This is a genomic window from Streptomyces sp. NPDC051940, assembly GCF_040680895.1.
Lineage (GTDB): Bacteria > Actinomycetota > Actinomycetes > Streptomycetales > Streptomycetaceae > Streptomyces.
Genome location: NZ_JBFAXR010000194.1, coordinates 1 through 11937 on the forward strand (window position 1 = coordinate 1; position 11937 = coordinate 11937).

Below are 11937 nucleotides of genomic sequence, written 5' to 3' on the forward strand. Positions count from 1 at the left end.
GCGCCGTCCGCGCAGCCAGCCCGTGGCGTACACCCCGGCCACGACGTAGCCCGCGGTCAGGACCATCGCGACCACGAAGTGCCAGTACTCCGGGCCGAACATCGGCGTGAAGATCGCCTGCCGTACCTGCACGTCGACGGGGTTGCCCCCGGCATCGAGGCTGAAGCCCCGCGGGGTGTTCATCCACGAGTTGGCCGCGATAATGCCGAAGGCTCCCATCAGGGCCGCCAGCGGCAGGGGGACGCCCAGCCAGAAGTGGGTCCACGGCTTCAGCCGCCGCCATCCGTAGAGGTAGATGGCGATCAGGACGGACTCCAGGAAGAACGCCCATGCCTCGATTCCGAAGCCGAGTCCGAAGACGTCGCCCAAGCGTCCCAGCATCCCGGGCCACAGCAGGCCGAGCTCGAACGAGAGCACGGTGCCGGTGACGACCCCGATGGCGAACTGCACGGCCACCACCGCGGACCAGCGCCGGGCCAGCGTCAGGGCCACGGGGTCGTTGCGGCGCAGTCCCCGGTGGTGCATCAGCAGGGTGAGGAACGGCAGCGCGACCCCGAAGGGGACCAGCAGGATGTGCGCGCCGAGGGTGAAGGCCATCAGCTCCCGGGCGGGCAGCAGTTGAGCGGGCGCGTCCGCCAGGTGGATCACGATCAGCCGCCGGTGGCGAACCCGGGGAAGAGCGTCATGCCGCCGTCGACGAAGAGCGTGGCGCCGACCACGTAGTCGAGCAGGTCGGAGGACAGGGCGACGACGGCGTTGGCGATGTCCTGCGGATCGCCCACCCGGCGGTACGGGATCAGCCGGAGCAGATCGGCCTCGGCCTCGGGGGTGGACCAGGCGGCCGTGTTGATCGGGGTGCGGATCGCGCCCGGCGCAACGGCGTTGACCCGGATCCGGCGGGGCGCCAGTTCCTGGGCGAGGGTCTGCATCAGCATGCCCACCCCGCCCTTGGAGGAGGCGTAGTTCACATGGCCCGCCCACGGCACGATCTGGTGGACGGAGCTCATGCAGACGATCTTCCCGGCCGACCGGGACACCTCCTCCACCACACCGCGTCGGACGAACTCCTTGGCGGCCTCCCGGGCGCAGAGGAACTGCCCGGTCAGGTTGACGTCGATGACCTTCTGCCACTGGGCGAGCGTCATCTCGGTGGCGGCCGAGTCCCGCTGCAGGCCGGCGTTCGCCACCATGATGTCGATGGTGCCGAACTCCTCGACCATCCGGGCCACCATGGCGGTCACCTGACCGTCGTCGGAGACGTCCGCCTCGTGCGCGTAGGCGCGGACCCCGAACTCCTTGATCTGCGCCACCACCTTCTCCGCCTCGTCCGCACCGGCGACGTAGTTCACCACCACGTCCGCCGGCCCGGCCGAGGGCGAGGGCCGTGGCCAGGCCGATCCCCGAGTTGGCCCCGGTGACCAGTGCCTTCTGGCCGGTGAGCAGTTGAGGGAACGCGGCTCCGCGACTTTGATCGACAGCGCTCGTCACGATCTCTCCTCTTGTGCCTTGCGCCTTGCCCCGAGGACGGCAGCGGGAGAGGCCGCCGGTCCGGGGACCGAGGAAAGCACCCGGTGACCGCGCCCGGTCACAGCGACTCGCGTTTCACGGTCGGTCCCCCGTGCGCGGTGCTGCCCTCACCCGTTCAGTCCCGAGAGCGCGGTCTCGGCATGGCCGGTGTCCCCCGGGCGTGCGAGCGTGAAGGCTGTGCCCTTCGGTCTGCGGGCGGTCGTGACGCCGCGACTCGGGCTGCCGGCGGCTTCCCACGCGAACAGAGGTTCCACATGAGCAAGCTCCGAAGCGATCTGCGCACGCTGGGCGAGGAGGCCTACATCTATCTGTATCCGCTGGTGACCATGGACGTCACCCGCGAGCAGAGCGTGAACCTGCCGGCCGACGCCAATCCGGCGTTCGGGGCACCGAACCGGTTCCACCACATCCGCGAGTTCCCGCCCGCCGACTTCAGGGCCGTGGTCCGTCCGAACTTCGACACCCTGTACTCCAGCGCCTGGCTGGACCTGACGGCCGGTCCCGTACGGCTGTCGGTGGCCGATGCCGGCGACCGCTACTACATGCTGCCCATGCTGGACATGTGGACCGATGTGTTCGCCTCCCCCGGCAGCCGCACCACCGGCACCGGCCCCCAGGAGTACACGATCGTCGCCCCAGGCCAGGCCGAGGGCGTTCCCTCGGACACCACGCTGATCGAGGCGCCCACGCCGTACGTGTGGATCATCGGCCGCGTCCAGACCGACGGCCCGCACGACTACGCGGCCGTCAACGACGTACAGGACGGCTTCCGGCTCAGCCCGCTGGTGCCCGCCGCCAACGAGCACGAGCCCGATCCGGGCGTCGACGCCACCGATCCGCTGCGGATCGTCAACGGCCTGGACGCCGTGGCGTTCTTCACCCGTGCCGCACAGGCGCTGCGCATCCATCCACCGCATCCGACCGACTTCGCCGTCCTGGCCCGCATCGCCGAACTCGGCATCGTCCCCGGCCGGCCGTTCGACGCGGACCGCTTCACGCCCGATCAGCTCGCGGAGGTCGAGGCCGGCGCCAAGGACGCCCTCCAGCGGTTGCTCGCGGGCTGGAAGGCGCTGGGCAGCCACCGCAACGGCTGGACCGTCATCCGCAGCGGCATCGGCGTCTACGGCAACGACTACTTCCAGCGGGCCGCGGTCACCATGGTGGGCCTCGGGGCCAACCCGCCGGAGGACGCCATCTACCCCGTCCTCGCCACCGACACCGACGGGGACCCGCTGACCGGGGAGCAGGACTACGTCCTGCACTTCGACGCCGACGCCCTGCCACCGGTGTCCGCGTTCTGGTCGGTCACGATGTACGACGACAAGGGCTTCCAGGTCGCCAACGAGCTCGACCGCTTCGCCCTGGGCGACCGCGACCCGCTGACGTACAACGACGACGGGTCGCTCGACATCCACCTCAGCCGCACGAACCCCGGCCCCGACCGCGAACCGAACTGGCTCCCGGCGGCGAGCGGCCCCCTGGGAGTCACCCTGCGGCTGTACGCACCGCATCCGGAGGCCCTGGACGGTCGATGGACCCCGCCGGAGGTCCGCAAGGCCTGACGCCGGGCGGATGGCGGCCGGGGCGAGCCCTACGTGGACGACGCGGGCTTGATCTGGGCCGCCAGGTCCGGCGCGGTGAGTGTGAGGTCCCCGTCGATGTTCACCACGGGGATCTGCTCGTTGTCGTACCAGAGATCGGGGGTGCCGATGGTGCCGAAGGACTCGAACGTGCCGATCGACTGCCCGGCCCACTCCATGTACGTACCGTCCGTGACCTTCCGGTCGAAGTCGTCGGACCGCAGTCCGGACACCGGTCCGGCCAGGCTCAGCAGCACGGAGGTGTCGGCGAACTTGTCCTCGCCGGGCGGGAAGGGCTGGTGGGCGAAGAGCGCGGCCAGGTAGTCCAGGTACTGCCGCTGGCCGGCGTCGCTCGCCGCGGCGAGCGCGCTGAGGGCGCGCTGGGAGCCGCTGCCGCCGACGGTGTGGTCGATGAGCGACGCGAAGTGGAACTTGATGACGAGCCCCCCGCCGTCGGCGGCCTGGCGCATCGTGTCGAGGAGCGTCGCCGCCATGCGCGCGCTCCCCCGGTCCCTCAGCTCGAGGAAGACCTGGAGTACGTGAGCGGCCTTCGGATCCCCGTAGTACAGGGTGGTGTTGTCGGTGTCCGTGGTGTTCGCGGGGGTCATGACGCGTCGTTCCCTTCGACGATACGGAGAACCGCGGCGGTCACGCGGCCCTCGGGGCTTCGGTAGCTGACGGTGTCGCCGGAGTGCCGGCCGAGCAGGGCCTGGCCGAGCGGGCTGTCGGCGGTCACCAGCGTCTCGTCCAGCTCGTCGGCGATCTCGCCGAGGTGGACGGTCGCCACGGTGTCGTCCGCGAACCGCACCGTCACGGTGCTGCCCACGCCGATCGCGTCGGTGGGCGGCGGGCCCGCGATCGACGCGCCCTTCAGCCGCTCCTCGATCGCGGCGATGCGGCTGTCCAGGCGCGCGGTCTCGGTGGCGCGCTGGAGCTCGTCGGCCTCGTCCGCCAGGTCTCCGACGGCGTCGTCGGACCCCAGGGTCCTGGCGACCGCGTCGCGCTGGGCGCGCAGGTCGCCCAGTTCCCGCTCGAGGTCCTGCCGCGCGGTGTCGCTGATGGGTTCGGGTGCGCCGGTCATCCGTGCTCCTGTGAGGTGGGGGTCGTCGCGCTGATGGTGACGTGGGCGTGCTTCATGATCGGCTGGTCGCTCTGGGTGCTGTAGTCGCAGAGCGCGATCAGGACGTTCATCTCGGGCATGTAGCCGGCCGCGCAGCCGCGGGGGATGTCGTAGGGGATGGCGAGGTAGCCGTTGAGGAAGCGCTGGGTGCCGTCCTTGGCGGTGCTGGTGATCTCGACGGGGTCGAACTCCTCGATGCCGCGGTCGCGCATGTCGGCCCGGTTCATGAAGACGAGGGTGCGCAGGTTCTTGATGCCGCGGTAGCGGTCGTTGTCGGAGTAGATGGTGGTGTTCCACTGGTCGTGCGAGCGCATGGTGCCCAGCGCCAGGGTGCCGGGGGCGGGTACGACGTCGGGCAGCGGCGCCGTGGAGAACTCCGCGCGTCCGGACGGGGTGAGGAAGACCAGCTCGCGGGCGGGCTGCTTGATACGGAAGCCCAGCGGCAGCCGGACCCGGCGGTTGAAGTCCTCGAAGCCGTCCAGGACCTGCGCCATGGTGTCGCGGATCCGGTCGTAGTCCTCGACGTACCAGTCCCACGGGGTGGCGCTGTCGGGCAGCGCGGCGCGGGCCATGCCGGCGATGATGGCGGGCTCCGACCGCAGATGCGGGGAGGCGGGCCGCTTCATGCCGACGGAGAGGTGGACCATGCTCATGGAGTCCTCGACGCTGGTGCTCTGGATCCCCTTGCGCTGGTGGTCCTTCTCGGTCCGGCCCAGGCACGGCAGGATGAGGGCCTGCCGGCCGTGCACGAGGTGGCTGCGGTTCAGCTTGGTGCTCACCTGCACGGTCAGCTCGCAGGTGCGCAGCGCCTCGTAGGTGACCGGGCTGTCGGGCGCGGCCAGGGCGAAGTTGCCGCCCATGCCGACGAAGACCTTCACCTCGCCGCGCTGCATCGCCTGGATGGTGGCGACCGTGTCCAGGCCGTGCTGGCGCGGTGGCTCGAATCCGCACACCTCGCCGAGGCGGTCCAGGAACTCCGTGGCCGGCCGGTGGTCGATGCCGCAGGTGCGGTTGCCCTGGACGTTGCTGTGCCCGCGTACGGGGGACGGCCCCGCCCCCTCGCGGCCCAGATTGCCGCGCAACAGGAGCAGGTTGACGATCTCGCGGACGGTGTCGACGCCGTGCTCGTGCTGGGTGATGCCGAGGCACCAGCTGAAGATGCTGCGGTCGGCCTCGGTGTACACGCGGGCTGCGCGGACGATGTCGTCGCGGCTGAGCCCGGACTGGTGCTCGATCTCCTCCCAGGGCGTGGTCGCGCACACGGCCCGGTAGTCGTCGAAGCCGTCGGTGTGCCGGTCGATGAACTCCTGGTCCAGCGCCCGGGGATCAGTCCCGGCCTGCTCCAGCACGGCCTTCGCCATGCCCCGCAGCAGGGCCATGTCGCCGCCGACGCGCGGCTGCAGGTTCAGGGTGCTGGTGCTGGTGGAGCGGAACGTGGCCATCCGCGTGAAGTCGTGCGGGATGATCGCGCGGGTGGCGGCCGCCTCGATGAGCGGGTTGACGTGGACGATCTGGGCGCCGCGGCGGTACGCCTCGGCCAGGGCGGTGAGCATCCGGGGCGCGTTGGACGCCACGTTGACGCCCATGATGAACAGCGCGTCGGTGGACTCCCAGTCCGCAAGGTCCACGGTGCCCTTTCCGGTGCCGAGCGACGCCTGCAGGGCGCGGCCGCTGGCCTCGTGGCACATGTTGGAGCAGTCGGGCAGGTTGTTGGTGCCCAGTTCGCGGGCCATGAGCTGGTAGAGGAACGTGGCCTCGTTGCCCAGCCGGCCGGAGGTGTAGTAGGCGGCCTCGTGCGGGCTGTCCAGGCCGCGCAGGGTACGGCCGACCAGTTCGAAGGCGTCCTTCCAGCTGATCGGGACGTAGTGGTCCGACTCCGGGTCGTAGACCATCGGTTCGGTCAGCCGGCCCTGGTCCTCCAGCTGGAAGTCGCTCCACTCGAACAGTTCGGTCACCGAGTGGGCGGCGAAGAACTCCCGGCCGACGCGCTTGCGGGTCATCTCCCACGTGACGTGCTTGATGCCGTTCTCGCAGATGTCCAGCCGCAGGCCCTTGGTGTCGTCGGGCCAGGCACAGCCGGGACAGTCGAACCCGGTGTTCTCGTGGTTCATCCGCATGATGGCCCGCGGACCGTCCACGAGGGTGCCCTCACGGGCCATGAACTTGGTGACGCTCTTGGCGGCGCCCCACCCCGCGGCGGGATGGTGGTACGGGTGGAAGTGCGGCTCGCCCTCGGGGGTGGGGCCGACCTCGGGTTCGCGGACCTCCTGCTCGTCCTTGGCCTCGGTCATGGCTGGGTCTCGTCCGGCTGGTCGTCGGCGGCCTGCTGCTCGGCCTCGGCGGTCTGCTCCTTGAGGGTCCGTTCGCGCCGGCCCACGACGGCGACGGCGGCCGCCGCGCTCACCGCGAACGCGGCGACGATCATCACGGGGCGGTCCAGCCGGTAGCCGGTGAGGTGGTCGAACGAGTAGCGGCCGGGGCCGGCCACGCCCAGACTGCCGGCGACGTAGCCGAGGTAGGCGGGGTATTCGTAGCCGCCCTGCATGGCGAAGAAGCCGTGCGGGCGGTGCACCGCGACCGCCCCGGCCATGGCGCCGGCCGCGGCCGCGCCGGCGGCGGGGGTGGCGGCGCCGAGCGCGAGCAGCAGGCCGCCGCCGGCCTCGCCGAGGCCCGCGGCGATCGCGCTGCGCTTGCCGGGATGGAAGCCCATGGCTTCCATCGCCTTGGCGGTGCCGTCGATCCCTCCCCCGCCGAACCAGCCGAAGAGCTTCTGCGCTCCGTGGGCGAACAGCACCCCGCCGGTGCCGAGGCGGACGGCGAGCAGGCCCAGATCCCTGCGGAGGAGGTGGCCCATGGTGGTCCTTCCTTATGTCGGACGATGCCTTCCGGGGTCTGTGCCGGAAGGCGGACGAGCCTTTCCAGTCTTCGCCCCGGGAGCACCGTCCGCCGCTGGGGTTCCGCCAGCCGGAGGACGGTGGCGGCTGCCTTGTGCGGTGGCTGTCAGGCGGCCGCCTCCGCGGCAGTTGTCAGACCTCCGCCTTCTGCCGCTCCGGCTCCGGCTCCCCCGCGGGCGCGCCGGTCGGCGGTACGTGCCGCAGGAGGCGTACGACCAGCACCGCCACCCCGGTGAGCAGCACCGCGGCGATCACGGCCGCGACGTGCATGCCGGAGGTGTACGCCGTGCGGGCCGCGGTCAGCAGCCGCTCGCCCGCCTCGCCGCCCGTGCCGCGGGCCAGGGCGTCCGCGCCGGCCAGGGTGTCGCGGGCGGCCGCGGGAACCCCGTCGGGCAGCCGCAGCCGGTACACCGCGGTGCCGATCGTGCCGAGCACGGCGATGCCCAGGGCGTAACCGAACTCGCCGGCCGTCTCGTTGAGCGCCGCCGCGGATCCCTTGTGCTCGACGGGGGCGGCGCCCATGACGAGGTCGGTGCTGAGGGTGACCATCGGCCCGGCGCCCAGGTTGATCAGCGCGAAGCCGGTGACGACCGTCGCCAGCCCGTGCGCCGCCGACGCCTGGGTCAGCAGCAGCAGTCCGCCGACGGAGACCACCAGCCCATACCCGATCAGCCGGGCCGGCCGGATCCGCCGGGCGAGCATCGGGGCGAGGGCGAAGGAGAGCATCGACGCGCCGACGGCGGGCAGCATCCACAGCCCCGCGTGCAGCGGCGACAGTCCGCGGACCAGCTGCAGGTACTGCGTGATGAACAGCATCAGCGCGCCCATCAGCAGCGTGCCGGAGAACATGCTCCCGAGCGCGGTCGTGAACGCCCGGTCGCGGAACAGCCGCAGGTCGAGCAGCGGATCGGTGAGGGTCTGCTGGCGTCGTACGAAGACCAGGCCCACCGCCGCGCCGACGAGCAGGGAGGCGACGGGCACCACGGCCCAGCCGTGCCGGGCGATCTCCTTCAGCCCGTACACCACGGGCAGGATCGCGGCGAGGGACAGCGCGACGCTCGCCAAGTCCAGCCGGCCGGCCGTCGGCGCCTTGTACTCGGGCAGCAGCAGCGGGCCGAGGATCAGCAGCAGCACCATCGCGGGGATGCCGAGGAGGAACGCCGAGCCCCACCAGAACCGCTCCAGCATCGCCCCGCCGACCACCGGCCCGATCGCCGCGCCGGACATGAAGCACATGAACCAGACGCCGATCGCCGCCCCGCGCTGCCGCGGATCCTTGAACATGTGGCTGAGCAGCGACAACGTCGACGGCGCGAGCGTCGCGCCGGCGATCCCCAGCAGCGCGCGGGCGGCGATCAGCATGCCCGGGCTGGACGCGTACGCGGCGGCGAGGGACGCCAGGCTGAACGCCGCCGCGCCGGTCAGCAGCAGCCGGCGGCGCCCGATGCGGTCGCCGAGGGTGCCCATGGTGACGAGGAAGCCGGAGAGCATGAACCCGTAGCTGTCCATGATCCACAGCTGCTGGTTGCTGTCGGCGCCCAGGTCGGCGCTGAGGTGCGGGAGGGCCAGCAGGAGGACGAAGACGTCGATGGAGATCAGGAGCGTGGGCAGGGACAGCACGACCAGCCCCGCCCAGGTACGGCGGGTGGCGCGCTCGGGGAGCGTGTCGGGGGTCATGGGGACCTTCCGCAGGGGCGCCCCGGTTGGGCGCTCTCACCCCTGCGTCGAACGGGGGTGGCGGAAATCGACACGGGCGCCCGAGCCGCTCGCACCTTCAGGTCAGCACGCGGTAGGTCACGTGCGTGACCAGGCTCGCCGCCCGTGCCCCGACCAGCTCGAGTCTCAGCGGCGGGACGCCGTCGAAGAGCCGGGTGCCCGCGCCGAGGGTGAGCGGTGAGATGTGCAGCCGCAGTTCGTCGATCAGGCCGGCGGCGAGGAACTGGTTGACCGTGGTCGCCCCGCCGCAGATCGCGACGTCGGCGTCGCCGGCCGCCGCGCGTGCATGGGCGAGCGCCGACTCGACGCCGTCGGTGACGAAGTGGAACGTCGTGCCTCCGTCCATCGGCTGCGGCTCGCGCGGGTGGTGGGTGAGCACGTACACCGGGGCGTGGTACGGCGGATCCTCGCCCCACCAGCCGTTCCACGGCCGGTCCCATGCGCCGCGCACCGGGCCGAACATGTTGCGCCCCATGATGAACGCCTTGGCCGCGGTGATCTTCTCGATCTCGGCCTTGTTCTCCTCGGCGGTCTCGGAGAACCAGGCGTGAAGCCTGTCGCCCCGGCCGTCCCCGCCGTCGTCGCCGAAGGGGCGGTCCTCGCTCTGGTTGTGCCCGGCCGAGTATCCGTCGGCCGTGATGGTGATGTCGCAGGTCACCTTGCCCATGTGGGGGTCACTCCCTCAAGCTTGCGGCGAGTTGACGTCGCCTTCGCGGTGGGCTTCCTGTGTCCAAGCATCCTGCTCCTACCGTGGCAGCCGGGTCTGACACACCCGGCGCGCGTCGAAAGTCGCTGGTCCCGGCTGTGCGACTCGTGTTTCCATGCCCGGATGACGATCGCGATCCGCCCCCGGACCGAGGACGACATCGAGACGTGCGTCCGCGTCCTGATGGACGTCCACCGGCAGGACGGCTACCCGGTGAACTGGCCCGACCGGCCGGAGGAATGGCTGTCGAGCGGCTCCCCGCTGGGTGTCTGGGTCGCGGAACTCGCGGGCCGGGTGGTGGGCCATGTCGCGCTGGCGCGCAGCGGTGCAGGGGATGTCGCACCCGGCCTGTGGAGTGAGCGGACCGGGAAGAGCGCCTCCCTCACCGCGGTGGTCGGCCGCCTGTTCGTCGGGCCGGCCGCCAGGGGCCACGGCGCCGGTGCCCTGCTCATCGGCCGGGCGGTGGAGGAGGCGCGACGTCGGGGCCTGCATCCGGTGCTCGACGTGGTGGCGTCCGACACGGCCGCGGCGGCACTGTACGAGCGGCTGGGCTGGGAGCGGCTGGCCACCGTCGAGCAGCGGTGGGGCCCGGCGCAGGTGGTGGCCGTGCACTGTTACGCGGCGGCGTAACGCGGCCGCGGGGGGCGCGCTCACGCCTCGTCGGCCCTGCGCTCACGCCTCGTCGGCTCCCGCCTCCTGCCCGTACGGGCACCGAACGGGCGCCCCCGGTACCCGATGCGGGCGCGGCGCCGCTGATCGGCGGCCCGTTCGGGCACGTCCCCGCGCTGTCCGGTACCGGGGAACGGTCACGTTCGGGCATCCGGATCCGAGCGTCAAGCCTGGTCAGGCGGCGCCCGCGGGTCTACAAGGGCGTGCATGAGCCCGAACGGGAACCGAGAACGCCCGTCCCGCGCACGACGGTCCGTGGCGGAGAGGGGGTGAGCCGATGGACGCCGACGAACGCCGCCGGATGATGCTGCAGACGACGCGCCGCGAGGGAGCCGCGGACGTCGCCAAGCTCGCCGCGGACCTCGGGGTGTCCCGGGAGACCGTACGCCGTGATCTGCGCCTGCTGGAGGAGCACGGGCTGGTACGCCGCACCCACGGCGGCGCCTATCCCGTGGAGAGCGCCGGCTTCGAGACGACCCTGGCGTACCGCACCACCCGCCTGGTGCCCGAGAAGGCACGCATCGCGGTGGCCGCCGCGGAGCTGCTGGACGACGCGGAGACCGTGTTCATCGACGAGGGCTTCAATCCCCAGCTCATCGCCGAGGCGCTGCCTCCCAACCGGCGGTTGACGATCGTCACCGCATCCCTGGCCACGGCGGGCGCGCTGGCCGACCGGCAGAACACCGAGGTGCTCCTGCTCGGCGGCCGGGTCCGCGGCGGCACCCTGGCCACGGTCGGCCACTGGGTGACCGCCATGCTCTCCGGCTTCGTCATCGATCTGGCGTACGTCGGAGCCAACGGGATCACCCGCGAGTACGGTCTGACCACGCCCGATCCGGCGGTGGGCGCGGTCAAGTCGCAGGTGATGCGCGCGGCCCGGCGCAAGATCTTCGCCGGCGTGCACACCAAGTTCGGGGCGGTGAGCTTCAGCCGCTTCGCCGAGGTGGCGGAGTTCGAGGCCATCGTCACCGACACCGGTCTCCCGGTCGCGGAGGCCCGCCGCTACTCGCTCCTGGGCCCGCGCGTGATCCGGGCCTGACACCGACTCCCCCACACCCACCCGACGGCATGGGCCGGGCGGGCCTGGTTCCGCACGCCCACTTCCCCTCTCACCTCAACCCTTGGAGCAACGATGGCAACGCCAACCCGCAGACGGCGCGCCGCGACCACGGCGCTCACCGCCCTCACCGCCCTCGGTCTGCTCGCCGCGTGCAGCGGCGCCGGCGGCGATGGAGGCGGCAACAGCGGCGGCAAGTCCGTGAACGTCGTCATGGTGAACAACCCGCAGATGGTGGAGCTCCAGAAGCTGACCGCGGAGCACTTCACGAAGAAGACCGGCATCAAGGTCCACTACACCGTGCTGCCGGAGAACGAGGTCCGCGACAAGATCAGCCAGGACTTCTCCAACCAGGCCGCCCAGTACGACGTGGCCACGATCAGCAACTTCGAGGTGCCGTTCTACGCCAAGAACAACTGGCTGCTGCCGCTGGACGACTACGTGGCGAAGGACGCCGCCTTCGACCAGAACGACATCCTCGCCCCGATGCGCGAGTCGCTGACGGCGGAGGACGGCAAGCTGTACGGCGAGCCCTTCTACGGCGAGTCGTCCTTCCTGATGTACCGCAAGGACGTCTTCACGGAGGCGGGCCTGACCATGCCGGACAAACCCACCTGGCATCAGGTCGCCGATCTGGCGGCGAAGGCCGACGGCGCCCGCTCGGGCAT

At 71.5% G+C, this 11937-nt stretch carries 11 protein-coding genes and 1 pseudogene; 4 read left to right on the forward strand and 8 right to left on the reverse strand.

Annotated elements, in window-relative coordinates; translation table 11 throughout:
• On the reverse strand, positions 1–597 hold a 597-nt coding region (locus tag AB0M28_RS38000), incomplete at its 3' end, for a cytochrome ubiquinol oxidase subunit I (RefSeq protein ID WP_365414995.1).
• 53 nt (positions 598–650) lie between these two features.
• A pseudogene (locus AB0M28_RS38005) lies at positions 651–1443 on the reverse strand (SDR family oxidoreductase).
• 338 nt (positions 1444–1781) lie between these two features.
• Here AB0M28_RS38005 and AB0M28_RS38010 point away from each other — a divergent pair.
• Positions 1782–3089: a DUF1254 domain-containing protein gene (locus AB0M28_RS38010; RefSeq protein WP_365414975.1), complete on the forward strand. Its 1308-nt coding sequence runs from the start codon at positions 1782–1784 to the stop codon at positions 3087–3089.
• Positions 3090–3118: 29 nt separating this feature from the next.
• Here AB0M28_RS38010 and AB0M28_RS38015 read toward each other — a convergent pair whose 3' ends face one another.
• The 6 genes from AB0M28_RS38015 to AB0M28_RS38040 all read right to left on the reverse strand — a co-directional run bounded on the left by AB0M28_RS38015 (position 3119) and on the right by AB0M28_RS38040 (position 9504).
• Positions 3119–3715 (reverse strand): thioredoxin domain-containing protein, encoded by a 597-nt coding sequence (locus tag AB0M28_RS38015; RefSeq protein ID WP_365414977.1) that lies wholly within the window; start codon positions 3713–3715, stop codon positions 3119–3121.
• Positions 3712–4188: a GreA/GreB family elongation factor gene (locus tag AB0M28_RS38020; protein WP_365414979.1), complete on the reverse strand. Its 477-nt coding sequence runs from the start codon at positions 4186–4188 to the stop codon at positions 3712–3714. The genes AB0M28_RS38015 and AB0M28_RS38020 overlap by 4 nt, the downstream gene beginning before the upstream one ends.
• Positions 4185–6518, reverse strand: coding sequence for an FdhF/YdeP family oxidoreductase (locus AB0M28_RS38025; RefSeq protein ID WP_365414981.1), 2334 nt, complete (start codon positions 6516–6518; stop codon positions 4185–4187). The genes AB0M28_RS38020 and AB0M28_RS38025 overlap by 4 nt, the downstream gene beginning before the upstream one ends.
• Positions 6515–7081, reverse strand: coding sequence for a DoxX family membrane protein (locus tag AB0M28_RS38030; RefSeq protein WP_365414983.1), 567 nt, complete (start codon positions 7079–7081; stop codon positions 6515–6517). Before AB0M28_RS38030 ends, AB0M28_RS38025 begins: the two co-directional genes overlap by 4 nt.
• A 172-nt stretch (positions 7082–7253) precedes the next feature.
• Complete coding sequence (locus AB0M28_RS38035) at positions 7254–8798, reverse strand: MFS transporter (protein WP_365414985.1); 1545 nt, start codon at positions 8796–8798, stop codon at positions 7254–7256.
• Positions 8799–8895: 97 nt separating this feature from the next.
• Positions 8896–9504, reverse strand: a complete 609-nt coding sequence (locus AB0M28_RS38040) for a dihydrofolate reductase family protein (protein ID WP_365414987.1) — start codon at positions 9502–9504, stop codon at positions 8896–8898.
• 162 nt (positions 9505–9666) lie between these two features.
• On the opposite strand from AB0M28_RS38040, the gene AB0M28_RS38045 reads away from it, so the two are divergent.
• From AB0M28_RS38045 to AB0M28_RS38055, 3 genes are all read left to right on the forward strand, one after another.
• On the forward strand, positions 9667–10173 hold the full coding sequence (locus AB0M28_RS38045; RefSeq protein ID WP_365414989.1) for a GNAT family N-acetyltransferase: 507 nt from the start codon (positions 9667–9669) through the stop codon (positions 10171–10173).
• 316 nt (positions 10174–10489) lie between these two features.
• Positions 10490–11251, forward strand: coding sequence for a DeoR/GlpR family DNA-binding transcription regulator (locus AB0M28_RS38050; protein ID WP_365414991.1), 762 nt, complete (start codon positions 10490–10492; stop codon positions 11249–11251).
• A gap of 93 nt (positions 11252–11344) precedes the next feature.
• The coding region (locus tag AB0M28_RS38055) for an extracellular solute-binding protein (protein ID WP_365414993.1) at positions 11345–11937 on the forward strand (593 nt) is incomplete at its 3' end.